Source organism: Rhizobium metallidurans (genome assembly GCF_014196505.1).
GTDB lineage: Bacteria > Pseudomonadota > Alphaproteobacteria > Rhizobiales > Rhizobiaceae > Rhizobium > Rhizobium metallidurans.
Map to the genome: position 1 here is coordinate 416,015 of NZ_JACIDW010000001.1, position 24,417 is coordinate 440,431.

Here is a 24,417-nt window from a genome sequence, read left to right on the forward strand (position 1 = left end):
ACAATTGAAACCGCTTTTCGTTCCGCGCCTGGCTTCCGCGGCGTGCAGCGGTCCGGCGCCGGCCTCGAAAATGCGCTGCACCACGATGGAACAACTCATGCATTCGAGCGTTACGGCCAGGTTAAATACCAAGCGGGGCGCCGGACAGCAGAATGACAGAGTTTCAACCCATCGCAGAGCGCCGCAAGGCGTCAAAGGCAACCGAATTCCTGAAACGAGCAACCCGCAGAAAAGAAACTTCTCTTCCCGCCTTGCCCGGCGGTATCATTCGCCAGCGACGCAACGCGTGGCAGGTCGGCCAGGTCGACAAGGCGGCCTTCCTGATCGATGGGGCCGCTTACTTTCTGGCGCTCGATCAAGCCCTTCGCAAGGCGGTTCACACGATCTGGATCATCGGCTGGGACTTCAACCCGGATATCAGGCTGCGCCCCCATCAGAGTTCGGAAACGCTGGGCGAGCTTCTCCTTTCTCTCGCCGATGAGAAGCCGGATCTTCGTATCCGCATACTGGTATGGGGAATGGGGCCGATCTATTCCGGCAAATCCTTGCGTCTCTTCCGCGAGAGCGAATTCTCCTCCCATCCGCAGATCAGCCTGCGTTTCGATCTGCGCCACCCGATCCGCGGATGCCATCATCAGAAACTCGTCTCGCTCGACGACGGCCTGGCCTTTCTCGGCGGTATTGACCTGACCGCCAGGCGCTGGGACGAGCCCGACCACAAGATGACGAACACGCTGCGGAAGTCACCGGATGGCACCCCCTATGATCCCGTCCACGACATGCAATCGCTGGTATCGGGCGACGCGGCGCGGTTGATCGGCGACGTCGCGCGCAGACGATGGAAGCGCGCCACCGGCGAGCGCCCGGCGCCATCCCCGGCGGGCGGCGCCTCATGGCCGGCAGGGGTTACTCCCGACCTTGCGAACGCGACCGCCGCCATCGCGCTGACCGAGCCCGGCCTGATTGGGAAGCGCGGCCACTACGAGGCATTCCGGCTGACGCGCGACGCGATCAAGGCCGCGCGCAGGCTGATTTACATCGAGACTCAGTATCTGGCTTCTTTCGGCGTTGCGCGCACCATCGCCAAGCGACTGAAAGAAAGCGATGGTCCCGAGATCACCGTACTGGTCACCAAGAGCTCCCACGGCTTTCTCGAAAAGCTGACGATGGGCAACAACCGGGACAGGCTGATCCGCCGTCTGAAGCGCATCGACCACTATGATAGACTGCGCGTCATGTATGCCGTGGTCCCCGACAAAAAGGGCGGCGAGAAGGAGCTGGTGATCCATTCCAAGCTGCTGATCGTTGACGACCACTTCATCCGTATCGGTTCGTCCAACCTGAACAACCGGTCGGAGGGTTTGGATACGGAATGCGATCTGGCGATCGAGGCCTCGACCGATGCGCATCGCGCCGCCATTTCGACGCTGCGCTACCGGCTGCTGGCCGAGCATCTGGACACGACGCCGGAGACCGTGCGCGAGACCGAACGGAGCATGCGCTCGCTGAATGCCGCGGTGGAAGCGCTGAATGTCGGCAAGCGCGGGCTGCGGTACTTCGCCATCGACGTCTCGAAAGGCGAGACGTCGCCGCTGACGGGTACAACGCTCGTCGACCCCCGACGTCCCTACTGGCCGCTACAGAAGCTGCGCCTGCGCGTCGGACGGCTGGCCGCCGCGATCTTCTGATGCGGCCTTGCCGCGCTTGCGCAGCACCACTTCGCTGATGGCGAAAATGGCAATGCCGATCAACAGCGGCAGGATGAAATAGATCACCCGAAACGCCACGAGCGCACCGATCGACGCCGCGCCCGGCAGGACATGGCTGACGGTTGCCTCCAGAACGCCCAGACCGCCCGGCACATGGGTGAGGAGGATCGCGATGTTGGCGAGCACGAAAGCCGTTGCCGTCTGCACGAAGCTGACATCGCCCTGCGCCGCCAGCATCTGATGAAGGCTGGCGGCAACGAAGACGCAGTTCAGCGTGCCGATGACGACCTGGCCGATCGCCAGTTCGAGGCGCGGCATCTCGAAACTCCACTTCCACAGGCGCAGCGGCGCCCGAACGGTCGCGGCGAGAACGACGTAGACCAGGGGGACGGCGAGGCAGGCGAGACCCAGCACGAACAGGCCATCGGCGCTCATGGCAAGCAGGTTCGCCGCATCGCGCGGATTGATCAGAAGCGCCAGTCCTGAAAGCACCGACAGCCCGATGCCAACCGTGACACCGCAAAACAGAATGACCTTCGCCACTTCCTCGGCGCTCAAGCCCCACCGCGCATAATAGCGATAGCGAACCGCGCCGCTGCTCAACGCGGCCACGCCGAGATTGTGGCCAATGGAGAGAGCCGTGAAGGAGGCGAGCGCCGCTTTCGGATAGGGCAACGGTTTGCCGGCATAGCGCAACCCCATCCAATCGAATCCCGTCAGGCAGAGATAGGATAGTGCTGCGAAGCCCAGTCCGGAAAGCAGCCGCGAGACCGGAATGGCGACGATCGAGCGTGTAATCTCATCGATCGAGTAGCGACTGAAAACCTTGTAGAGGAGGTAGGCCGCGAGCAGCAGCCCGAGAACCAGGGTTGCATTGATGAGGACACGCTTCGCCGACATGAACATTCCATTTCGTTGATCTTCCAGCAATGGAACGAAACAGGATGAAATCGGGTTCCCTGTCGATGAGCGCATCGACAGACACTTCGCACGAACCTGAAGACTGGGAACTGAAAGTCCTCACCTACAATGTGCACAGCTGCATCGGCACCGACCGGCATCTCGATCCCGGCAGGATCGCCGATTTGATCGCCCAATCCGGCGCCGACATCATCGCGCTTCAGGAGCTCGATGTCGGGCGCAAGCGAACCGGCGGCATCGATCAGGCGCACTTGATCGCGACGCTTTTGAAGATGGAGGCCCATTTTCACCCGGCGCTTCATGTGCGGGAGGAGAAGTATGGAGACGCGATCCTGACCGCCTTTCCCACACAGCTGATGAAGGCCGGCCCCCTGCCCTCGATCGGTGAGACGCGTGGCGCGATCTGGACGCAGGTGGACATCGGTGGACGCAAGCTCAATGTCCTCAACACCCATCTCGGCCTGCGCAATATCGACCGCGTCAGGCAGGTGCAGACACTGCTCTCGGACGAGTGGATCGGGAGCCCGGATTTTAACACGGCACCATCACTCGTCTGCGGCGACCTCAACGCGTGGCCATCATCGCCGGCCTACAGGATGCTGGCCGGCCGGTTCCGCGACGCGCAGTTGCGCGGGACGCGACGGCCGAGGCCAACCTTTCCATCGCGTTTTCCGTTGCTGCGGATCGACCACGTGTTTTTGTCCGACGACCTGACGGTAAGCGCCGCCGACGTCATCGCCACGCCGCTGGCGAGGCGCGCCTCCGATCATCTGCCATTGCTGATCACGCTGAGATTGCCGCTTCGCGATGACGCTGGCGGAAATTGAGGAACAAAAGACGCGCTGGCGCTGTTGCTGTGTCGCGATCCCACCAGAGGCGGCACATGACGATACCGACATCGACCTACAGGTTGCAGTTTCGAGATGGCATGACATTCGACACCGCCATCGATTTCATCCCCTATCTGAAATCGCTCGGCGTCAGCCATCTTTATGCCTCCCCGATCTTCACCGCCACCTCCGGATCAACGCATGGGTACGACGTCACCGACTGCAACGAGATCGATCCCGCGATCGGTGGCCGCGACGGCTTCGAGCGACTGAGCGCTGCGCTGAAGGAGGGCTGCCTTGGCCTGATCCTCGATATCGTGCCGAACCACATGGCCGCCTCGACGGAAAACGCCTGGTGGGCGGATGTCCTTAAATTCGGCGCGGACAGCAAATACGCAGGCCATTTCGATATCGACTGGAGCCAGCGGCTGACGCTGCCGATACTGGGAAAGACCTTCGAAGACGCTCTCGCCGACAATGAGTTCGAGTTGCAGCGCGATCCGCGTACCCAGGAATGGTCGCTTGCCTATTTCGAGACCCGGCTGCCGCTCAATCCGCGAAGCACCGACCAGATATCCGGGGATCTGAAGGATCGGTCGCTGATATCGAGCATCCACGATCAGCAATCCTGGCGGCTGACGTTCTGGCAGGATGCGGCCAAGACACTCAGCTACCGGCGTTTTTTCGAGGTCACAGGACTTGTCGGGCTGCGTGTCGAGGACGAGCAGGTGTTTGCCGACAGCCATGCGCTCGTGCTCGACCTGATCCGCGCCGGCTATGTGCAGGGGCTGCGGCTCGATCATATAGACGGTCTCGCCGATCCCGCGGGCTATCTCGATCGCCTGCGCGCGGCCGTTGGCTCCGATATCTATATCGTTGCGGAGAAGATTGTCGGGCATGGCGATGCACTGCCCGCCGACTGGCCGATCGAGGGCACGACCGGTTACGAGTTCATCTCGGCGCTGAGCAATCTCTTTATCGATCCCGATGGCATGCGGCAGCTTGGTGATGCCTATGCCAGTCTCTCGCCGGATGCCGCCGATTTCGCGGCTGGCCTGCGCGAGGCCAAGCTGCTGATGATCGACCGCAACTTCGAAGGCGAGACGCGCCGACTGGTGGCAATCGCGCATTCGCTTCTGGCTGATACCGACGAAAAGCGGCTTGGCGCGGCGATCAGGGAATTGCTCGTCGCGTTTCCCTTCTACCGCACCTATGGCCGCGAGGGAAAATTGTCCGACAGCGATCGCCGGCTCATCGAGGCGGCCGTTTATCAAGCGGCAAGGCAGACCGGAGACAGCGATGCGCTGCAAGCCGTGGCGGGGCTTTTCGATGGCGGCGCCCGCGCCGAGGAGTTCCAGCGGCGCTTCCAGCAGCTTAGCGGGCCCATCATGGCCAAGGCCATGGAAGACACGCTGTTTTACCGCCACAATCTCCTGCTTGGCGCTAACGAGGTCGGCGGCGAGCCCGACCGTTCGCCGGGCGGTGTCGATGCGTTTCACGCGTTGATGCAGCAAAGGGCAAAGCTTCAGCCGCACGGGCTGTCGGCCACCTCCACCCACGACACCAAGCGCGGCGAAGATGCCCGCGCCCGCCTCTACGCGCTGAGCGAGGAGCCTGATGTGTGGCGGCTCGGCGTCGAGCGCTGGCGAGACATGAACCGCAACCACCTGACCGAGCTGCCGGCGGGCCTGACGCCCGACGCGAATGTCGAATGGATGCTCTATCAGGCGCTTGCGGGCATATGGCTCGAGGAGTTTCGCGACGGCGCCGCAGCAGGCCTGACGGATCGCTTCGTCGCCTATGCTGAAAAGGCGGTACGGGAAGCCAAGCTAGTGACAAACTGGAACGCGCCGCATGAGCACTATGAGACGGCGGTCAGAAACTATGCGGCGGCGCTGACCGCCTCCGCCAGCCTGACCTTCCACGAGGATTTCGCCGAAGCGCTCCGGCCTGTGGCGGCCGCCGGATATCTGAACAGCCTGTCGCAGACACTGATCAAGCTGACGGCGCCCGGCGTGCCCGACATCTATCAAGGATCGGAAGCCTGCGACTTCAGTCTCGTCGATCCCGACAACCGGCGCCCGATCGACACCAAGGCGCTGGCCCGCATGCTGGCAACGCGAGAGACGATCTCGGAGCTGACCGTTCCAGCCCTGAAGCAGCGCATGATCGGCATTGGCCTTAATCTGCGCAAACGCCTGCCTGCTCTGTTCGCCAATGGTGATTACCTGCCGCTATCGGTCACGGGAAGCCGCAGCAACCATGTCGTCGCCTTCGGCCGACGACTGGACGATGCCTTCACGGTGACGGTGACACCGCGCATGATGCTGGGGCAGCTGGAGCTGGGCAAGCTCTATGCAGGCCCCGAATTCTGGGGCGACACCGCAGTCATGCTGCCTCCGGAGCTGCGCGGTCCGAAACGCGATCTCCTGACGCAAAGGCCCATCGACACCGCGGCGTCGGTTCCCGTGATGCAGCTGCTGGGGACGCGACCGGTCGCGCTGCTGCAGAACGACGGACCCGCCGGGCGGCACCTATGACGCCGTCGTGACCAATCATGATCGCAACGACGCGAACTTTTGCGCGGCGACTACGTTGGGCTGCCGATCCGATTTTACCGAAAGGCCTCGTGTGACTGATATGAAATTCGGACCCATCATCTCCGACAGAGGCGTCACCTTCCGACTGTGGGCTCCTCTTGTCGACAGCGTCTCGTTGAAGCTGGACGGTCATGAGCCGCAGCCGATGCATCAAGGCGAGGATGGATGGCACGAACTCGAGGTTGCCGGCGCCGGTGCCGGCACGTCCTACCGATTTGTTCTCCCAGATGGGTTGCACGTCCCCGATCCGGCATCACTCTTTCAGCCGCATGACGTGCACGGTTTCAGTGAAGTTGTCGATCTCGCGCGTTATCGATGGAAAACCGAAGCCTGGCTTGGGCGCCGGTGGGAAGAGACCGTGCTCTACGAGCTGCACGTCGGCACCTTCACCGAGGAGGGCACCTTCCTCGCGGCAATCGGGCGTCTCGATCACCTCGCGCGGCTGGGCGTGACGGCGATCCAGCTGATGCCGGTTGCCGATTTTCCGGGACGTTATGGCTGGGGTTACGACGGCGTGCTGCCCTATGCGCCCGACAGCAGCTATGGCAGGTCGGAGCACCTGATGGCGCTGGTCGATGCGGCGCACGAGCGCGAGATCTCGATCTTCCTGGACGTCGTCTACAACCACTTTGGCCCCGACGGCAATTACCTGCCTCTCTATGCGCCGCTCTTCACTGACCGGCACAAGACGCCGTGGGGAAAGGGTATCGACTACGATGGCGCGACGGTGCGGCCGATACGCGAGTTCGTTATCCAGAACGCCATCCATTGCGTCACGGCCTTCAGGCTGGACGGGCTGCGGCTGGACGCCGTTCATGCCATCAAGGACAGCAGCGAAGAGCATCTCCTTCTGGAGCTTGCACGGCGCGTTCGCGCGGCAACTGGCGATCGCCATGTTCACCTGATCGTCGAGAACGAGGAAAACGACAGCGATCTCCTGAAGCGCGCGAGCGACGGCAAAGCCGCCCTGTTCACGGCCCAATGGAACGACGACATCCACCACACGCTGCATGTCGCCGCCACCTGCGAGCGCTTCGGCTATTACGCCGACTTCGCCGAGGATAGCGAAGCGATGGCGCGGTCGCTCGCCGAAGGATTTGTGTTTCAGGGCCAGCACATGCCCTATCGCGGCGACAGCAGAGGCAAGACCACGCGCGACTTGCCACCGACGGCTTTCGTCTCCTTCATCCAGAACCACGATCAGATCGGCAACCGGGCGATGGGAGACCGGGTCATCGCCGCGCAGCCTGTTCACATCATGAAGGCGATGGCGGCCGTCTATCTCCTGGCGCCGCAGATACCGATGTTGTTCATGGGCGAGGAATGGGGCGCGCGGGATGCGTTCCCCTATTTCTGCGATCTCAATGACGAGCTGAACGAGATGGTGCGAAAGGGACGCCGCGAAGAGCTGTCGCGATTGCCGGGCTTCGATGCCGACGACCTTCTCGACCCGACCGCGCCATCGACATTCGAGATGGCCAAGCTCGACTGGTCGAGCATGAACGCGCCGGCCGCCGCCGCCATGCATGATTTCCACGCCGCTCTACTCGCCATCCGCCACCAGAAGATCGTTCCGCTGCTGACCGGGATGCGCCGCGGCGAAATCACCGCCCCTTCCGGCTTCACATCGGTCGCCGTCAACTGGCCGCTGGCCACCGGCGGCCAGCTACGCCTGCGGGCGAACCTCGGGAACGAGACGGTTGCAATCGATACCTTGATGGACGACACCGGGATGTTATTCAGCCTGGGTTCTTCATCCGGTGGAAACCTGCCGCCATGGTCGGTCTTCTGGAGCGTCAGTCACGACTAACATGCAACGCCCAGACCATCGGCCCGAAAACGCGACCATTCAGGACACCGCTTTCAGCCACCCCAGCACACGGGCTTCTTCCGCATCCATCCACTTCAACAAACGCTTGCTCCGCGTTGGTCTCGTGTGCAGCAACTGGCCCAATCTGCCGGCCTTGAACTCGTCGAACACGGCGGGATGGATGTAGGACGAGCGGCAGACCGCGCGTGTGTTGACCAGCATGGCGGCAACCGCATCGATCACTTCATTCATTTGCCGCGCGATCGCGGCCTCGGTGGCGGCGAGTTCCAGAGGCGTCAGAGCGGTAACGGCCGCGCAGGTCGCGCCCCAGGTTCGAAACTGGCGGGAGCTGAACTCGTCCCCGGATACGTCGCGGATATATGCGTTGACGTCCTGGGAGGATATTTGCCGGCGGCTACCGTCCTCGCACACATACTGGAACAATTGCTGCCCCGGAAGTTCCTGCAGGCTGCGGACGACGCGCGCGATGCGTCGATCCGTGTGAACCAGATTCCATTCCTTGCCGGATTTTCCCTTGAAGCGGAATTTCACTTGCGAACCGTCTGTCTTGACATGCCTTCGGCGCAGCGTCGTCAGGCCGAAGGAGCCGTTATCCTCCGCGTATGCGGCATTGCCGATGCGGATGTAGAGGTTGTCGAGCATCCAGACGATGGTGGCCAATGCCTTGTCCATCGTCGGCGCACGCACGCGCAGATCGGCATCGACACGCGCGCGTATGTCGGGCAGGCGTTCGCCGAAGGCCAGCAACTGGTCGAACTTCGCGCGCGCGCGTTCCGAGTGCCATTCAGGATGATAACGATACTGCCGGCGTCCGCGCGCATCGATACCGATCGCCTGCAGATGGGACAGAGGATTGGGAGATATGCGAACGTCGGTATAGGCCGGCGGGATGGCCAGCGCATTCAGCCGTGAAACTTCCAAGCTGTCCGTGATCCTGCGCCCATCGGGCGCGTAGTAGAGGAAGCCAATTTTCCCCGCCTTGCGCGTGATGCCACTCTCGATATCCGTGGTGTAAACCAGTCGAGACGACATAACCGCAGCTGCGCTGACATCCGTTTGGTTGATTGCTTGATCCATGTCGCAGAAACACCACGACCAGGGATTCAGTTCCCATCGCAACTTCAAAGGCTTGGCTAAATACCGCCAGCGCGCCTGGACCGTATGGAGCAGGCCCGTTGCTGCGCAGCATAGCGCGCAAAGTCAAGCTAAGCCTTACGCCCGAATTGTACTTTTGTTTAACTACCTTCCTGCCGCTCGTGGTGACTAAATAAAAACGAGCACCGCGTGTGACGGCTGGACCCTCGGATGGCAGGGGATACGAGAGCGGACGTCGCCACATGACAATGGATGAGGCAAGGAAGAGACACATGTCAGGCAAAACACAACGAGATCGGCAAGACGGCCAGACCAGTTTGGCTGTGGTGATCGTGACGTTCAACAGTGCCGACGCTCTGCTTCCGCTGCTCGATTCGATACCCTCCGGCTTGGAAGGGGTGGACGCTTTCGAGATCGTGATCGCGGACAACGCCTCTCATGACGGATCGGCAGAGTTGGCTGAAGCGCATCCCGTCCGCCCGAGAGTGATCCGCATGGGGCGCAATGCGGGTTATGCCGCGGCAATCAACGCCGCCGTTGCCACCGTGGACGACGATCGCGCCATTCTCGTCCTCAATCCTGATTTGCGTCTCTATCCCGATGCGGCAATGCCGCTGCTCGAACGGCTTTCCGACCCGTCCGTGGGTGTCGTTGTGCCCACGAACTACAGCGAAGAGGGGCATGTCGATCCAAGCCTAAGGCGCGAACCGTCGATGACGACGGCCTGGGCAGACGCGCTTTTGGGTGGTGGCATCGCGGGTCGACTCGGCTTGGGTGAGACGATAACCAAAGCCAGTTCCTATGATAGGTCCGGTCTGGTCGACTGGGCGACGGGTTCGGCACTCCTCGTATCGGCAAAGGCCCGCAAGGCAGCCGGTCAATGGGACGAGTCCTTCTTTCTGTATAGCGAGGAAGTCGATTTTCTCCGGCGCGTGCGGGAGGCCGGGTTCGGTGTTCTCTACGAGCCGCGTGCCAAGGTCATGCACGCTGGTGGAGGCAGCGGTCGAAATCCCAAGCTTTTCGCGCTACAGACCGCAAACCGGATCCGCTACTATGCCTTGCGCCACGGCACTCTTGCGACGTTGGTGTTCCGCGCCGCCGTTGCCACCGGCGAGGCGCTGCGCTGCTGGCGCAATCCGTCACACCGCGCAGCCTTCTCGAGTTCCTTACGGCCGCTGCTGAAAGGTGCCGATTTCATGCTGCTCAGGAGCTGATGGATGAGACGGGCTGATCGCCGACCATGCACTCCTGCGGTTTCGCTCTGGCTTCACGATCGCCTTTCCGGCTCGCCCGGGGTGCTGGAGCGAGACCGGACTGAAGCCACGGCGCTGCGCGCGGGCGGGCCGCTTCATGTCTAGGCGCGGGATCTCCAGCGTACAGGAAATCGGCGGCAAGCTGGAGGAACAGGCGGAGCGGGACGACACTGCAAACTTTGGATCGCGACGACGCCCTAGAGCGGTGCCCTCTGAGCGCGCGCAACAGTCAAAGGCAGACCTTCATCCAGCGGTGAAGTTCTTTATGATCGGCCTCATCATTCCATGGGTAGTGCCATTGGCGGGCGTCAACCTGCCGGTCTACCGCATCGTGCTGATAATGACGCTGATGCCATCGCTGGCGTCCTGGCTCACAGGAAAGGCAGGTCCGGTTCGCGCCGCCGATTTGGGCGTGCTTCTCTATTGCGTTTGGATCGCCGTTGCCCTCACCGCCGCCGCTGGCATCCCGGCTGCGCTGCAGCCGAGCGCGTCATACTTCATCGATGGGATGGGAGCCTATCTGCTGGCGCGATGTTATATTCGTAGCGCCGAGGATTTCAGCAACATGGTGGCGTTTGCCGTCAAGCTCATCGCGCTTCTGCTTCCCTTCGCCCTCTATGAGTGGATGACCGGCCGCGCGATCCTGTTGGAACTGTTTGGCAAAGTGTTTCCCACTGTCGAATTGGCGCCAATGCCGCCGCGTATGGGCGTGTATCGCGTGCAAGGCCCATTCAGCCACTCCATTCTTTTCGGCGTGTTCTGCGGCAGTCTCGTCGCATTGGCGGGTTCGGTGGATGTTTCGAAGCGACTGATTTTCGGGCGCTGGCTTTCCGTAAGCCTGCTCGTCGCGACGACATTTTTGTCTCTCTCCTCCGCGCCGATCGCCGGCGTCGCCTTGCAGGCGGCTCTGCTGATCTGGTGCATGGCGCTGGGGCGGTTCTGGTGGCAGTGGAAGCTGCTTTGGGCGATTGCGCTTGTAAGCTACCTGGTCGTCGAGTTCGGATCCAACCAGACCCCGGTGCAGTTCTACATTTCACACTTCACATTCGATCGACAGACTGGTTGGTATCGTCTTCTCATCTGGGATTACGGGTCGGCTTCCGTCATGAACAATCCACTGCTTGGCATCGGGCAGGCCGACTGGGTCCGCCCCCCGTGGATGGTAAGCACCACGGTCGACAATTTCTGGCTGCTGACCGCGATGCGCTACGGTTTGCCGTCGCTCATAATCCTCTTCGTTTCCATTCTGTCAATCTGGACCGCCTTGGCTCGCAAACGGGATGTCGCGCCAGCTCTTGAGCCCTACAGGAGAGGCTATCTGATCTGCATCGCCACTTTCGTTATCGTCGGCTCGACCGTCCATTTCTGGGCCGCGATATACTCCTGGTTCTTCTTCCTCGTGGGTTGCGGCGTCTGGCTGCTGGACACGGAGCATGCCGGCAAGCCTGCGGGGCGATCTTTGCGAACGCGCGCGCCCCACGGCGGTCGCCGCCCGACCCGAGCCTCTTCTTGATGTCGGAAGGTCCCTGGCTTTCGGCGCCTTGCTGCCAGTCCGTCGGCCATGGGATTAGAAATCAATTCCGCCAAAGTAACGTTGGCAACAAGATGTGTATATCGCGGTGTATTGATACGCCGTTGTTGCGGGCCGCAGGTCGCTCACGATTTAAAGTCATTATGTCGCAGCCTCCCCAAATGGAGAATGTGCCGCCTGTCATCCCCGTCAAACGGGCAGTGGCTGCCCTCGCCACGCAGCCGAAAGGTGGCGTCGGCAAGACCAGTCGGTCGTTGACGGAGACTTTGAGAGCGTCCATAAATTTTGTCGAAGGTCTTGCAGGGCACTGGTTTTATTTTGCTATTTCGAAAGTTCTACGCGTATGCATGGTAGTGTAGAGAGTAGCGCACAAGAGATGCCGACTTCGTCGACCGAAGAACAGAACTACCATGTTATCCTTAGGGGCAGTGCAACCGTTGGAAATGTGCTGACCGCGGGTGTCTTTAATGACCGCGGGCAAAGTCTTGACAACGCATCGACTTACCGTTGGCAGCAAAAGATCGACGGTTCCTGGGCGAATATTGCCGGAGAGACAAGCGCTCGCATCAGTCTATCGTCGGATCTTCTTGGCAGCCAGATCCGCGCTCTGGCGGAGCTATCCACGACCGAAGGCCTCAACAGCGTCAGCAGTAATGAGGTCGGCATCAACGCCCGCAACTCGATTGTGATCGAAAACCTGAATGCGGGCACAACGGATTGGAAGATTACAAATCTGGCGACAAACCACGAGATCGAGGCCTTTGCGGATGCCACGAGTATCAATGCCGGAGACGGTTTGAACGTAAAGGTTTCCCTGTCTGCGGCTGGACAATATAATCTCGAGGTATATCGCCTTGGCTATTACGGTGGCGCCGGCGGCAGGCTTATGGCCAGCGCGCTCGGTCTGGACGGATTGACCCAGGCGAGCCCCGTGATGACCAATAAGGACACGCGCCTTGTCGAATGCCTTTGGGACGTGTCCTATGAGCTGCGGACATCCGCGGCTTGGACAAGCGGACTGTATGTTATCAAGTTGACCGATTGCAGAAGCGGCAAGCAGTCGCTCGTCCCGTTTGTTTTGCGCAAAGACAATCACCCCAGCGACATAGGCTTCCAGGACGCGGTAACGACCGCGCAAGCCTATAATGCGTTCGGTGGCTTTAGCGTTTATGATGTCAATAGTGCCGATAACACAAGAGCATATCAGGTAAGTTTTGATCGGCCATATAGCGCCACGCACCTCGGATTCAGCAATACTGACGGATTTAATTGTAATAATATGCTCACTTGGGAGTATAATATGGTCCGCTGGTTGGAGTCTCAAGGATACGACATATCCTATTATTCGAATATCGATGTTCACGGAAATACTTTACAACTATTTTCGCACGGAATATTTCTTTCGGTCGGACATGACGAGTATTGGTCCGGAGAGCAACGAGATAGACTTGATTTGTCGCGCGATGGCGGCATTCACCTCGCCTTTTACTCTGCCAATACTGCTTATTGGCAAGTCCGGTTCGACAGCTCAAGCCAGGGGCAGGCGAACCGGGTTGTGACCGTGTACAAGGATTCGTCGGGTATTGGCGCCGGCCCACCGCTCGATCCGATGGCTGATGTAGATCCGCGTGCGTCGACGACGCGGTTTCGTTCCGAGGAGGTCAATAGACCGGAGAATGCATTGCTAGGGGTTGCCTATGTGTCCGAACAAGACAGCGTCTATGAGGGGTTTGATTTCATCGTTTCCAATGCCGCTGACCCGATCTATGCGGGCACAGGTCTAAGAAACGGCGACAGGCTGAAAGGACTGGTCGGATACGAATGGGATGCGGTTCAAGACAACAAGGAAACGCCTTCCGGTCTCGTCATCCTTTCGAAATCGCCTACGCGTGCCAACGAAGTTCTGGCGCCACTGCCGGGTGGCACAAATCCGAATATCTCCAATGCTGCCTACTATAGAGCGGCGAGTGGAGCGCTGGTGTTTTCGACTGGATCGATTCAATGGGTGTGGGGCCTGGACAACGATTGGACCTTCCAACCTCCACGGTTCAGTTGGCGGAGGAAAGTAAAGAACTGGATAAAGCGCTTGCTGTCTCTGGTCGTCGTCGTTCCCATAAGGAACCTGCCCAGCGCGGATAGACGGGCGCAGCAGATGACGGTCAATGTTTTTTCAGAGATGGGTGCAAGACCGCAGACCCCCTCTTCCTGGCTTACCTAGTTTTGATGAATCGCTGAGTTGCCTGTCAACGTTGTAAGTACGCAAGTGAGAACCGAAGATGGTCGTAGAATGCAGCATTGAGCAAGACCTCGCCGGGACCGGCGCTGTTGCAGGGAGATCGGGCGTGATGGAAGCAATAAGTAGGGTGGCGCATGCGGCGCGTTGGCGCATTGGAGCGCTTTCGGAACGCGCCCGTCGAAGCGCATACCCCAAGGCCGTTCGACAGACTTGGTCGAGGGTACGCGACGAAAATCTTTCCTACACGACCGATCGCCAGCTTCACCAGTTGCTCGAAGTCGTGCGTCGAACCGCCCCGAGCGGAGCGCTGATCATTGAAACAGGGTGCGCGCGCGGCGGTTCGGCAATCCTGATGTGTTCGGCCAAGGCGCCGCTGCGCCCGATGCGCGTATACGACCTGTTCGCGATGCTCCCCCCGCCGTCGGAACACGACGGGGAAGACATGAGAGCCCGGTACGCTGAGATTGCGGCTGGCGACGCTGTCGGTCTCGGCGGCGACCAATACTATCTCTACGATGAAGACCTGATGGCGACGGTGACAAACAACTTCGCCAGGTTTGGTTATGCCGTCGGAGCCAACAACGTCCAGCTCATAAAAGGCAAGGCGCAAGACACGGTTGCAGTCGCCGAGCCGGTCGCTTTGGCCAATATCGATGTGGATTGGTACGAGCCCGTTACCGCCTGCCTGGAGCGGATCATGCCTCATGTCATCGTCGGCGGCGCCGTTGCACTTCGCGCCTATTCGGATTGGTCCGGATGCCGAAAGGCGACAGACGACTACTTCTCTCGCGTCGGACGGGAAGGACTGACCTTCGACACCTCGGCCGGACACCTGCTTGTGACCCGAACGCGCTGAACCTTCTCCGTCCTGCAACACGTTTCAGACGGAACCGCCAGCATGAGATACAGCAAGGACTCGAGAATCGATGCCAGCCGCTGCAGTATATAATCAAGATCATGGTCACGTGACCGGTCAGGCGCTTTCGACGGAAGACGCGGCGCAACTGGAGCTGCAGAGGCAAGCGATTCGGGCGTGTCTTGACCGATACATACCTGAATCCCAGCCGGTAGCGATTTTGCAGTTCCCGTTCGACTTCAATGTCGGCAACCATATGATGTGGGTGGCCGCCATGGATTATCTGAAGCAGCGCAACGCCTCCATCGCCTACACCGCGCATGGGCTCAACTTCGATCTTCAGGAAATGATGCGGGCTGTCGGGGACGGCGTGATACTGTTTTCGGGCGGAGTCACGGTCTCGCGCCTATGGCCGCGGCACGCGGAGATCAAGCGCATCGTCGCCGAGGCGTGCCCCAATAACCGCCTCGTCTCGTTGCCCTCGACCATGCTGTTCGTCGATGACGAGGATCGCCTTGAGGCGAGAACGATCTTCGGAAATCATCGCGATGTGGTGCTTCTGGCCAGGGATCCGGTCAGCGCGGCTTCGGCACGCAGCGTATTCCCGGATAACGTCCGTGTGGAGACGGTCCACGATTCGGCGCTGCTGCTGCTGCAGCAGCAGAGGCTCAGCGCGCCTGAGCATGATGTCATCTGGCTCGCCCGCGACGATATCGAGGGCGTCGGATCGTCAGCGCCGAGCGGGGTCGAGGTGTTCGACTGGACCCACCATGATCCCGCCGGCATGCGGGTCATGTTTCCGGGGCGCTTTTTTTCCCGTGTCCGCAAGCTGGCGCCGGCGCTCCGTTCGATCGCCAACAGGCAGATCGCCGGCAGCTACGATCGCTTCTCGCGCTACATGCTGGCGAGCGGCAACCACAGGCTCGACACGGGTAAGGTGCTGGTTACCGACCGCATGCACCCGCATATTCTCTGCACGCTGCGTTCGCAACATAGCGTGCTGCTGCCTGACCGCTTCGGCAAGAATCGCGCTGTTTACGAGTACACAAGTCAAAACCACAGCACCGTGCACTGGGCCGATACACATGAGGAGGCGCTTGAAATCGCGCGTTCCATCGCGCGAAGGGCCCCGATTTAGCGAGCTGGTTGAGAGGCGGCTGGCATGGCTATTGCGACGAGCCAGATCAGCATTCGTCAGCTCTTCTGTGGAGCTGCGGCCGATCCGATCGGCAGCTGCCTGGCCCAGGGCTTTTGCCATTGCCGTCAGTGCCGCGATGCAAAGATCTCTTGCTCGCATCACACCGCGGGCAAGTGATGGCCGGGCACCACCGGCTGATGAATATCAGTCTTTAGAACCACACCGCATCAGTACCGCAGGCATGACGCGAGGAGACGACGTTGGAAGGTGTACGCAAACAGTTGAGTGTCGGAGCAATCTGGACCGCCGGCGGACGTGTTGTCTCTAATCTCCTCGGTGTGGTCAGCATGCTGGTGCTGGCTCGGCTGCTGACGCCCGTCGATTTCGGCCTGGTGACGCTTGCGACCATCGTCCTTTCGATCGTTGCGGCTGTCACCGAGCTTTCGCTTAGTTCGGCCCTCATCCAGCACAAGAACCCGCAGCGGGAGCATTATGATACGGCATGGACGCTGAACGCCCTGCGTGCGGCGGGGATCGCCATCGTGCTGGTCATCGCAGGTTATCCCGCCGCGTGGATGTATCACGACGACCGGCTCACCAGCATATTTTTCGCGCTTGCAGGCGGAGCACTCGTCGGCGGCCTTGCAAACCCCCGGCTCGTGGACTTCCGGCGGCGCCTTTCCTTTCACCAGGAGATATTCATCGACCTGATCAACAAAGTGGTTGGCGTGGTCGTCGCCGTCGCCATCGCCTTGGCTTTCCGCAGTTATTGGGCGCTCGTGATTAGCACGCTCGCATCGCAGGTGGTCGGTGTGGTGATGTCGTATGTTCTCCTCCCTTATCTGCCGCGCATTTCATTTGCTCACTGGAGAAATCTGTTCTCGTTTTCCGGGTGGGCGGCTCTGAGCTCCGGCCTCAATGAGATCAATTGGCGCGCCGACCAGCTCGCGCTTGGCGACATGCTGGGCGCCGGCCCCCTGGGCCAGTATACGGTAGGCGACAGATTAGCCTCGCTGCCGGTGCGTGAATCGACCGCGCCGATCTCGGGCGTGCTCTTCCCAGCCTTCGCGCGACTTCAGGACGATCCCGAACGCCTGCGGCATGCATTCCTTCGATCCCAGAGCCTGCTTGCCGCGGCAGCGTTGCCGATGGGTGTCGGCTTCGCGCTGGTCGCCAGACCCTTCATCGACATGGTCCTTGGCCCCGCATGGTCATCGGCCGCGCTGGTGGCTCAGGTGTTGGGCGTGGTCTTGGCCACCACCGCCTTCAAACTGCCGGTGACCCCCTTGGCCATGGGCCTCGGTTGCACCAGGTCTCTGTTCCAGCTTGACCTCACTTTCATCTTCATCCGCCTTCCCCTGATTTTCGCCGGCTTGCTCCTGGGTGGGCTGAGTGGTCTTCTGTTCGCACGGTGCATCAGCGCGGCTATCGGCATCATGATGTATGTCTTCCTGGCCAGGCGTCTAATCGGCGTTTCGGTGAGGGCTCAGCTTCTCGCCGGCTGGCGTGCGAGCGTTGCAACACTCTTCATGGCCGGCTGCGTCTGGAGCGTCGGCCTCATGATCAACAGCGAGCCGGAGGGCCTGCAGCTGACGATCATGGTACTGATCGGCGGCATCAGCTATTGCGGCGCGAGCCTCGTGCTTTGGCTGGTAAGCGGAAAGCCCGCGGGCCCCGAACGCGAGGCGTTGGATTTGCTCCAGTTCGTTCGCCGGGGAGTATCCGCGATCTATCGTGAGCGACTTGCAGATCCTTGATCGCGTTTCGAACACTGGCGGCCGCCATGGCGCCGACCCAAAGGCGGACCGGCGACCGGCTTGCCAGATGCCAGAAGTCCAATGTCACGTCTGTATCAAGGGTTCGAAGTTCGAGATTAGATGGCAGGCATGCCGTTCCCCTGAACAGACGCGTACCGTTCCTGGATAGTCAGCGTGATGGCGGACACTTCCTCCGCAAATGCTGTGCCGTGGATCAGCGCTGGCACCTACTCCGACGGTACTCGTCTTCATTGCGGGCGCGAGCGATCGGTCCTGACCCATTCGTGGCGGCTGGATGAAAGCAGCATCCTGGGATATTTGTATAGTTTCGCGATGGCATAGGCAGGGAGCCTGACGAGCTGCCTCGGCGGCAGAAGCTCGGTCGCGAATGCCGCCCAGCTGAGGCCGATCGCCAGCAGAAATAGCAAAACGGCCGCCACCGCGATTGCCAGCGGCAGCAGGCCGACGCCCAGGAGTGCCGCACATGCCGCGATCAATGTCATGACGGCAACGGCGGCGGCAAGCAGCGTCAGCGGCGGTACGAGCACGTCGAGAAGGAGGGCGCAATAGGCCGCGCTGCGCCATGCGCTCGGACGGGAAAGCGCGCCGACTGCGAAGCGCATCATTGCCAGATGCCCTCCCTCCCAGCGCCGCCGCTGCGTTTCCACGGCTTCCGCAGACGTTGGGAAAAGGCTTGTCACCAGGGCCTGCTCGCAGAAACGCGGTGGCGCGCCGTTCTGCGCCAACTCGAGCGCGAACTTCATGTCTTCCACGAGGTGCCCGGTCGCAAGGTTCGCCTGTTCCACGAGATTCCATGGCAGCGCCATGCCGGTCCCCGTCATCAGGCATGGCATGCCGAGCCTGCTCATTCCCAATGGCCGGACATGGTTCTTGATACGGAAGGCGAATTCGCCGATCGCCAGACCTATGCTCGCGCCCGTCGGCGCCAGCTGCAGGTTCCGCGCTTGCACGGGGCGGTTGAATGCCATGACGTCGGCGACCAGCGCATCCAGCGTACCGCTTGCAATCTGGCAGTCCGCGTCGATGAAGACGACGATTGCCGGCGGCGACTGCCGCAAATGCGCGACGCCCGCAGCCAGCGCGTGACCCTTGCCGCGGTTGACGGAATCGCGCCGCTCTATCACCTCCGCTCCGAAAATGCGCGCGATCGCCGCCGTCTCGTCATCGCAATTGTCGGCCACAACGACGATCCGGTCGCCGCCGCGGATCTGATCGCCGATGCTCCTCAGCGTCGCGGCAATCCCAAGCGCTTCGTTGTGGGCCGGTATCAGAACGGCGATTGCGGGCCGATTGGAAAACGATCGTTCGGCGCGCCGGCCCGAAGGCCAGGCGCCGGCGATGCATTCGATCGCGAAGATGGCCACAAGCGCGAAACAGGCAATGCCGGCCACCGTGAGTGACAGAAGCGCCATCATGTATAGCAAAGTATAGCCTCTCAGTTTTTGCGTATCTTAAAATGAATATCACAGCCATGGACGGTTATCCCATCGCTCTTCGATAGTCCCTTATGATGAAGCGGATTAGATCGCGCGGAAATAAATACATCCAATTGCTGAACTTCGGTCAATTGCTTGAATTCACCGATAAATTATCTTTGAAACGAAAGAAAACAGACGTTTTTCTGCGTCGCACTGCGCCGACGCGTGCCCGCGCGCAAGGGAGAGACAGATGCCGCCACTGGACGTTCAATCTCCGCGGGCTGCTCCGCCGACAAGCCGGACACGCCATTATTTTCTCGGCGCACCTTTCGATACGATCGCGCAGGATGCGGCTGTCGATCTCGTGAGGAACAGTGAATCTCTGGATCGCTTCCGCTATATCGTGACGCCGAATGTCGATCATGTCGTCCGCCTGAACGGCGATCGGTTGCTTGCGCCCTACTATGACGATGCCTGGATGTCGCTTTGCGACAGCAAGCCGATCTCGACGCTGTCGCACGCCGTGGCGCTCGACCTGCCGCTCGTTACGGGATCGGACCTGACGGCGCGTATCTTCAAGACGGTAATCCGGCCGGGCGACCGCATTACCCTGATCGCGGCCAATTCAATGGTCGCGGAACAGATGGCAACAGTGTTTCCCGGCGTCCGTTTCCGAAGCTTCGTTCCTCCTCCAAATGTCCTGAAAAACCCTGCCGGCCTGCAGGCCTGCGTGGATTTCGTGGCCGCGGAGCCCGCACGCTTTGTTTTCATCGCAATCGGATCGCCGCAGTCCGAGAAGATTGCCTATGCGCTTGCCCAGCGGCCGGAGGCATGCGGCGTGGGTCTGTGCATCGGCGCATCGCTGGAGTTTCTTCTCGGGGAAAAGAAGCGGGCGCCCGTATGGATGCGCCAGTTGGGGTTGGAGTGGGCGCACCGGCTTGCATCGGATCCAAGACGGCTGTGGCGGCGATATGTTTTCGCCGTTGGTCCGCTGCTGCAATTGTTCGCCAAGGAACTCGTCACCCGTCGTCATCAACGCCAGTAGACGGCTCGCTAGGCGACAGCAGAAAAACCGGCGGCGCCTCGCCGCCCCGGTTCATATGCGCTTGGTTTAAGATTTTGAAACGGGCGCTGTCGTCGATAAACGACTTGGTTGGTGCAGGCTCGTCAACGGCGGCCACAGCGCCGACATGACGATCCAACACCTCGGCGCGCCGACGCCATCCGGACCAGGACCACCGACCGCGCGCCTCCTCCGGCAGGCAACCGGAGACCAGCAAGATCATTCTGAAAAGCAAGTCAGCTCTTGGTGAGATCCGTTACCGTAAAGCCTCGTTTGCATTCGTATGGCTGGAACTTGACCTTGTCCAACCCCCACGCTTCGTAAGTGAGCTCGGCCGGCTTCGGCGACAGGTTCTGGATAATCTTGTATTCACCAGAGCTGGTCGGTATCGCCGATGCTTCAAATGGGAAGGGCAAGGTTCCGTCCAGCTGTTTTTCCGTCGTCCGGACGGACTTGAGCAGCTTGGAGGGCCGCCTGCCACCCTTCACCTTGTCGACGAGAATGTCTTCGATATCATCGATTTCCAGGTGAAACGCCAGCAGTTCCTTCTGCAGGTCTTCCGGCGTCGCATCGTATGAGAATTCCGGGGAGAACATGAACGGAAAATAGATGATACCGACGGCGCCGTGAATAATGGAGGACCACGCCTGCACTCGGAATTCGGCCGGCGTTGTCTGCCTTCCCGGCGATGACGCATCGTATTTTGTCAATGCGATGAACGAAAACTGCGGACGGCCACCGCTCCACCGCGAGAGCCGGTCGATAGCATGGCCCTGTTGGGTCGATGCATAGTCGTCGATGTCTATGACAAGATCGCTTCCGGTAGCGATCGGATAGGAGTCGTGTCCCAGCCAGTCGATGTATGGACTGTCCGCGTAGTCGGACATGATCTTTTCGACATAGATGTTATTGACGTGGTTTCCGACATGATTCAGCCACAAGGGTTTCCCGCCACGGAACAAGACCCGCGCGACGGTATCGATTTGAGCGGGCGTAACCCCGACATCCTCATAGGTGATCCCTTTGCCGCCCTCTTTTAAATTGGAAGGCTCATCGATCATGGCAATCGCCAGAAAATAGGGGCTGGAAATGTCCTTTTTGAATGCCGCGGGGTCTGTGAGAACGTAATCGTCGTCGACGCCTGCGGGCTCTCGGACCATGTATAGTCCGTACTTTTCCGCCTCTTTCGTCCATTCCGCACGGTCGGCGCCTCGATTCATCGTGAAGATGGTGTTGACGCCGAGAGCCTTCCAGTGCGCCATCTTTTCAACCGGCTGCTGGTAAGCTCCGCGCACAAAGAAGCTCGGCCCGGGAAGCAGTGAGCGCTCTGCTGCCTGGACGGCGTTCATGCCGCCCAACCACAAGCCGAGGTTTGCCAACGGCAGCGAAGCCATTACCTTTAGAACGTCACGTCGCCATGTCTCATTCATCGGGTGCCTCATTTTCTCTTGGTTAGCGCGGGCGAGATCGCAAGTCGCCCCGGTCGCGGAAAGTGTATCGGACGCACTGTATGTCGGACCAGAGCAGCGGAACGCAGGCCTAATGGTCCGCCGATCGGAAACGACGCGCCGTGTATCAGTAGCCATATCGCTCGGCACTGAATTGACACTTGTTCAGCACGACCCCCAACACGTTGGTCTTTTCGGCGAGCGTCTGCTCGCAGATGTCGATTTCGTTTAGCGTGCTTTGTTCCGCTGCGGCGATGAGAACGACACAATCGACGTTCGGCAGGAATGCCAGTGTGTCATCGGTCGATAGCATGGGCGGAAGATCATAAAGGACGATATCCGGATTTACGCGTCTGTTCAGATTGGCCAGCACATCCGCCGTCGTTGAACTCTGCAAGAGTTCGGCGGAATAATGGGCGGGGCTGCTGTTCGCCGCAATTGCCAGGTTGTCTCCGTGGCGCAGAAAAATGTCGTCGATCTCGATTTCGCCGCGCAGAAAGCTCTCCATTGACGCCGCGTTGCGGACACCCAAGGACTTGCCGACCTGCGGTCGCCTGAGGTCGAGATCCAGCAGCAGCGTTCGGCAATCCTGTTGATTTCCAAAGCTGAAGGCAAGATTCAACGCCGTAAAGGTCTTACCGCACGCCGGCGTCGGCGAGGTTATCGCGACCGATTTCCAGTTGTTCTGTCTCATCGCCTGCAAAAGCTTCGTGCGCATCATGTCAAAAGCGACATGCGAAGCGTCCGAGCGATTTGCCGTCACTATGCGGTTTCGTGTTATCGCGTCGGGATCGAGTTTCAGAGGAGACAGTTCGCTCCAAGCCAACAGCCCATGAAAACGCGATGTGAGCATGCGGTCCTTGTCCTTTAGTGCGTCCGGGCTCAAGGTAGATACATTCTCGCGTTCCATGACTTGGACCCCAACGGTTACTTCGAAAGATTCTGAGCATGCTTCGATTTTGGAACTCACCGCTCACCCGCTCTTAAAGCTGGACAGCAGCTTCTGGAACGCTGCTCCCAAGGGCATGTAGAAGTAGTGAACGACAAGCAGAGATGCGGGAACAGCGCCTGCCGTCAAAGCTGTCGCCAGCTGACGCGTTGCATAGGGCGAGCGTATTTCCGAGGGCGCCGGAATATACGGAATGACCGCCAGAGGTTGACGCTGCAGCAACTGGGCGAGCTCGGAGGGTCTGCGGATCGTTCTGTTCGATATTTCGAGGAGAACGATGTATGCCAGCGCCAATCCGATGCCGGCCGCAAACCCCATCGCAACGACCAGGCGGCGACGTGATCGCAACGGATTTTCAGGTGCGGTGGCGGGTTCGAGCAGAGAAAAGCGGCCGCCATCCGAGCGCGCTTCGATCTGGTTGCCCATCGAGGCCTCCGCGCGTCGCGCGATAGCGGTGTTGTACTGGGTCTGAACGTTTGCCACCGTCCTCTCCAGCGCGTTCAGCTGGGTTTCCGTTGACGGTGTCGCGCCGACCGAGCGCGTCAGCTCCATGATGCTAAGGTTCAGGGCCGCCTTTTCCCGACCGATCGCCTGCAGGCGATCGGTAATGTCCGACACTTGCAACTCAAATCCGGTCGACGCCGAACCACCCGCGGACCGTTCATCCTTGGACATGCTTTTGGCACGCAGCGCTGCTATCCGGCCGCGGAGCGCGACAATGGTGGGGCTCGTCTCGGAAAAGATTGTCAGCTGATCCGCCAGTGCCTTATTCAAATCCTGCAGCATCTGCTGCTCGGGACTGATGGGGCCGTTGGCGTATTGCCCGGTCGCGCGGAAACTCTCGACCAGCATGCTGCGTCTTGTGCGCAGATCCGCTTCCTCGCGCTCCAGCGAAACCAGGCGCTCCTGCTGGTTGCTCTGCTGTTGACGGCGAAAATTAAGGCTCTCCGGAAGAGTGTCCTTGTTCTCGGTCTTGAATTTCAACAATTCCGCTTCGTTGCGAGCGAGCTCATCATCCAGCCGCTTCACTTCATCGTTGAAGAATTGCAGCGTATCGCCCGCACGGTCGGTTCGCTGGCGCTGGTTGCTCGTCAATATAAGCGATGCGACCTCATTGGCGCCTTTGGCCGCCAGGGCAGGCGTCTCCGCATCGAAGGAAACGCTGAGAAGCGTCGCGCCGCCCATGCCGTCACTGCTGAGCGGCAACTCCAGGAAGGTAATGCGAGACTGCATGTCCCGGACGAGTTTGTCTCCGGCCAGCTTTGCCCGCTCGCCGCCATAGATATCAAGCTTGTCGGCCAGCTCGACCAGGTTGTCGCGGGTGGTTATCTGCTGCTGGATAATCTGCATCTGCTGCAGCGCGCTCGTCGGCACCGTGGACCTGACCAACTCCGACGGGATCTGGGGCGCTTCAACGAGAATCTTTGCCGTCGACTGATATTGGCGCGGCATCAGCAGCGCGATGACGATCGACGTGGCCGCGCACAGGCCGATGATGGTGAGTACATGCGGCCATCTCCGAATAACAAGTGACAGATAAAACTTCAGATCGATGGCGTTCATTACGAGATCACCCAAACTTTATAAACCGATGAGGTGCCTATGCACTTTTATCTTATTCGCTTCCCAAGCAATCGGTAGTTCCTCGATAGGTTATGTGCGCGCAACCGATCTAGTACATTCGGATAGTCGGGTTTTATGGTACGAATTTTTACTTCAGATATGCTCATGCGCTTGGCGGGATACTTGCCGCCCTGCGAG

At 60.2% G+C, this 24,417-nt stretch carries 19 protein-coding genes; 12 read left to right on the forward strand and 7 right to left on the reverse strand.

What is annotated here, in order from left to right; all coding sequences use genetic code 11:
• Positions 1-152: 152 nt before the first annotated feature.
• A complete protein-coding gene (locus GGQ67_RS01900; protein ID WP_183898480.1) occupies positions 153-1,688 on the forward strand; it encodes a phospholipase D-like domain-containing protein in 1,536 nt (511 codons plus the stop codon).
• Here the strand turns inward: GGQ67_RS01900 and GGQ67_RS01905 are convergent.
• A complete protein-coding gene (locus GGQ67_RS01905) occupies positions 1,638-2,609 on the reverse strand; it encodes a lysylphosphatidylglycerol synthase domain-containing protein (protein ID WP_183898481.1) in 972 nt (323 codons plus the stop codon). The two genes, GGQ67_RS01900 and GGQ67_RS01905, sit on opposite strands and share 51 nt — an antisense overlap.
• Positions 2,610-2,674: 65 nt before the next feature.
• On the opposite strand from GGQ67_RS01905, the gene GGQ67_RS01910 reads away from it, so the two are divergent.
• The 3 genes from GGQ67_RS01910 to treZ all read left to right on the forward strand — a co-directional run bounded on the left by GGQ67_RS01910 (position 2,675) and on the right by treZ (position 7,870).
• On the forward strand, positions 2,675-3,457 hold the full coding sequence (locus tag GGQ67_RS01910; protein WP_183898861.1) for an endonuclease/exonuclease/phosphatase family protein: 783 nt from the start codon (positions 2,675-2,677) through the stop codon (positions 3,455-3,457).
• A 56-nt stretch (positions 3,458-3,513) separates the two neighbouring features.
• Positions 3,514-6,000, forward strand: a complete 2,487-nt coding sequence (gene treY, locus GGQ67_RS01915) for a malto-oligosyltrehalose synthase (RefSeq protein WP_183898482.1) — start codon at positions 3,514-3,516, stop codon at positions 5,998-6,000.
• A 100-nt stretch (positions 6,001-6,100) separates the two neighbouring features.
• The gene (gene treZ, locus GGQ67_RS01920) at positions 6,101-7,870 is read left to right on the forward strand and encodes a malto-oligosyltrehalose trehalohydrolase (RefSeq protein ID WP_183898483.1); all 1,770 of its coding nucleotides are present in this window, start codon (positions 6,101-6,103) and stop codon (positions 7,868-7,870) included.
• A 39-nt stretch (positions 7,871-7,909) separates the two neighbouring features.
• On the opposite strand, the gene GGQ67_RS01925 is transcribed toward treZ, so the two are convergent.
• Positions 7,910-8,968: a DNA topoisomerase IB gene (locus GGQ67_RS01925; protein ID WP_183898484.1), complete on the reverse strand. Its 1,059-nt coding sequence runs from the start codon at positions 8,966-8,968 to the stop codon at positions 7,910-7,912.
• 290 nt (positions 8,969-9,258) lie between these two features.
• On the opposite strand from GGQ67_RS01925, the gene GGQ67_RS01930 reads away from it, so the two are divergent.
• The 7 genes from GGQ67_RS01930 to GGQ67_RS01960 all read left to right on the forward strand — a co-directional run bounded on the left by GGQ67_RS01930 (position 9,259) and on the right by GGQ67_RS01960 (position 17,757).
• Positions 9,259-10,200 (forward strand): glycosyltransferase, encoded by a 942-nt coding sequence (locus GGQ67_RS01930; RefSeq protein WP_183898485.1) that lies wholly within the window; start codon positions 9,259-9,261, stop codon positions 10,198-10,200.
• A 304-nt stretch (positions 10,201-10,504) separates the two neighbouring features.
• Positions 10,505-11,752 carry an O-antigen ligase family protein gene (locus GGQ67_RS01935; protein WP_246400065.1) on the forward strand — a complete coding sequence of 416 codons (1,248 nt, stop codon included), beginning with the start codon at positions 10,505-10,507 and terminating at the stop codon, positions 11,750-11,752.
• Positions 11,753-12,146: 394 nt separating this feature from the next.
• The gene (locus GGQ67_RS01940; protein WP_183898487.1) at positions 12,147-13,988 is read left to right on the forward strand and encodes a N,N-dimethylformamidase beta subunit family domain-containing protein; all 1,842 of its coding nucleotides are present in this window, start codon (positions 12,147-12,149) and stop codon (positions 13,986-13,988) included.
• Between the two features lie 127 nt (positions 13,989-14,115).
• Positions 14,116-14,862, forward strand: coding sequence for a TylF/MycF family methyltransferase (locus tag GGQ67_RS01945; RefSeq protein ID WP_246400096.1), 747 nt, complete (start codon positions 14,116-14,118; stop codon positions 14,860-14,862).
• A 70-nt stretch (positions 14,863-14,932) separates the two neighbouring features.
• Positions 14,933-16,000 (forward strand): polysaccharide pyruvyl transferase family protein, encoded by a 1,068-nt coding sequence (locus tag GGQ67_RS01950; RefSeq protein WP_183898489.1) that lies wholly within the window; start codon positions 14,933-14,935, stop codon positions 15,998-16,000.
• Positions 16,001-16,024: 24 nt separating this feature from the next.
• On the forward strand, positions 16,025-16,177 hold the full coding sequence (locus tag GGQ67_RS01955) for a hypothetical protein (protein WP_183898490.1): 153 nt from the start codon (positions 16,025-16,027) through the stop codon (positions 16,175-16,177).
• An 83-nt stretch (positions 16,178-16,260) separates the two neighbouring features.
• Positions 16,261-17,757, forward strand: coding sequence for a lipopolysaccharide biosynthesis protein (locus GGQ67_RS01960; RefSeq protein WP_183898491.1), 1,497 nt, complete (start codon positions 16,261-16,263; stop codon positions 17,755-17,757).
• 248 nt (positions 17,758-18,005) lie between these two features.
• Here the strand turns inward: GGQ67_RS01960 and GGQ67_RS01965 are convergent, their stop codons facing one another.
• Positions 18,006-19,190, reverse strand: a complete 1,185-nt coding sequence (locus GGQ67_RS01965; RefSeq protein WP_183898492.1) for a glycosyltransferase family 2 protein — start codon at positions 19,188-19,190, stop codon at positions 18,006-18,008.
• Between the two features lie 256 nt (positions 19,191-19,446).
• Between GGQ67_RS01965 and GGQ67_RS01970 the strand changes: the two genes are divergently transcribed.
• Positions 19,447-20,241, forward strand: a complete 795-nt coding sequence (locus GGQ67_RS01970; protein WP_183898493.1) for a WecB/TagA/CpsF family glycosyltransferase — start codon at positions 19,447-19,449, stop codon at positions 20,239-20,241.
• On the opposite strand, the gene GGQ67_RS25095 is transcribed toward GGQ67_RS01970, so the two are convergent.
• The 4 genes from GGQ67_RS25095 to GGQ67_RS01985 form a co-directional block, all read right to left on the reverse strand.
• Complete coding sequence (locus GGQ67_RS25095) at positions 20,216-20,482, reverse strand: hypothetical protein (protein WP_210279494.1); 267 nt, start codon at positions 20,480-20,482, stop codon at positions 20,216-20,218. The two genes, GGQ67_RS01970 and GGQ67_RS25095, sit on opposite strands and share 26 nt — an antisense overlap.
• A gap of 13 nt (positions 20,483-20,495) precedes the next feature.
• A complete protein-coding gene (locus GGQ67_RS01975; protein WP_183898494.1) occupies positions 20,496-21,689 on the reverse strand; it encodes a hypothetical protein in 1,194 nt (397 codons plus the stop codon).
• 145 nt (positions 21,690-21,834) lie between these two features.
• Entirely contained in the window at positions 21,835-22,617 is a 783-nt protein-coding gene (locus GGQ67_RS01980; protein WP_183898495.1) for a CpsD/CapB family tyrosine-protein kinase, read from the reverse strand.
• Between the two features lie 63 nt (positions 22,618-22,680).
• Positions 22,681-24,219, reverse strand: coding sequence for a GumC family protein (locus tag GGQ67_RS01985; protein WP_183898496.1), 1,539 nt, complete (start codon positions 24,217-24,219; stop codon positions 22,681-22,683).
• Positions 24,220-24,417 lie beyond the last annotated feature (198 nt).

Coding starts and splice junctions, on each gene's coding strand:
- GGQ67_RS01910 (WP_183898861.1), top strand. CDS start 2,675: ATGAGCGCATCGACAGACACTTCGCACGAACCTGAAGACTGGGAACTG.
- GGQ67_RS01980 (WP_183898495.1), bottom strand. CDS start 22,617: ATGGAACGCGAGAATGTATCTACCTTGAGCCCGGACGCACTAAAGGAC.
- GGQ67_RS01900 (WP_183898480.1), top strand. CDS start 153: ATGACAGAGTTTCAACCCATCGCAGAGCGCCGCAAGGCGTCAAAGGCA.
- GGQ67_RS01925 (WP_183898484.1), bottom strand. CDS start 8,968: ATGGATCAAGCAATCAACCAAACGGATGTCAGCGCAGCTGCGGTTATG.
- GGQ67_RS01935 (WP_246400065.1), top strand. CDS start 10,505: ATGATCGGCCTCATCATTCCATGGGTAGTGCCATTGGCGGGCGTCAAC.
- GGQ67_RS01955 (WP_183898490.1), top strand. CDS start 16,025: ATGGCTATTGCGACGAGCCAGATCAGCATTCGTCAGCTCTTCTGTGGA.
- treY (WP_183898482.1), top strand. CDS start 3,514: ATGACGATACCGACATCGACCTACAGGTTGCAGTTTCGAGATGGCATG.
- GGQ67_RS01970 (WP_183898493.1), top strand. CDS start 19,447: ATGCCGCCACTGGACGTTCAATCTCCGCGGGCTGCTCCGCCGACAAGC.
- GGQ67_RS01940 (WP_183898487.1), top strand. CDS start 12,147: ATGCCGACTTCGTCGACCGAAGAACAGAACTACCATGTTATCCTTAGG.
- treZ (WP_183898483.1), top strand. CDS start 6,101: ATGAAATTCGGACCCATCATCTCCGACAGAGGCGTCACCTTCCGACTG.
- GGQ67_RS25095 (WP_210279494.1), bottom strand. CDS start 20,482: ATGATCTTGCTGGTCTCCGGTTGCCTGCCGGAGGAGGCGCGCGGTCGG.
- GGQ67_RS01985 (WP_183898496.1), bottom strand. CDS start 24,219: ATGAACGCCATCGATCTGAAGTTTTATCTGTCACTTGTTATTCGGAGA.
- GGQ67_RS01975 (WP_183898494.1), bottom strand. CDS start 21,689: ATGAATGAGACATGGCGACGTGACGTTCTAAAGGTAATGGCTTCGCTG.
- GGQ67_RS01950 (WP_183898489.1), top strand. CDS start 14,933: ATGCCAGCCGCTGCAGTATATAATCAAGATCATGGTCACGTGACCGGT.
- GGQ67_RS01965 (WP_183898492.1), bottom strand. CDS start 19,190: ATGGCGCTTCTGTCACTCACGGTGGCCGGCATTGCCTGTTTCGCGCTT.
- GGQ67_RS01905 (WP_183898481.1), bottom strand. CDS start 2,609: ATGTCGGCGAAGCGTGTCCTCATCAATGCAACCCTGGTTCTCGGGCTG.
- GGQ67_RS01945 (WP_246400096.1), top strand. CDS start 14,116: ATGGAAGCAATAAGTAGGGTGGCGCATGCGGCGCGTTGGCGCATTGGA.
- GGQ67_RS01930 (WP_183898485.1), top strand. CDS start 9,259: ATGTCAGGCAAAACACAACGAGATCGGCAAGACGGCCAGACCAGTTTG.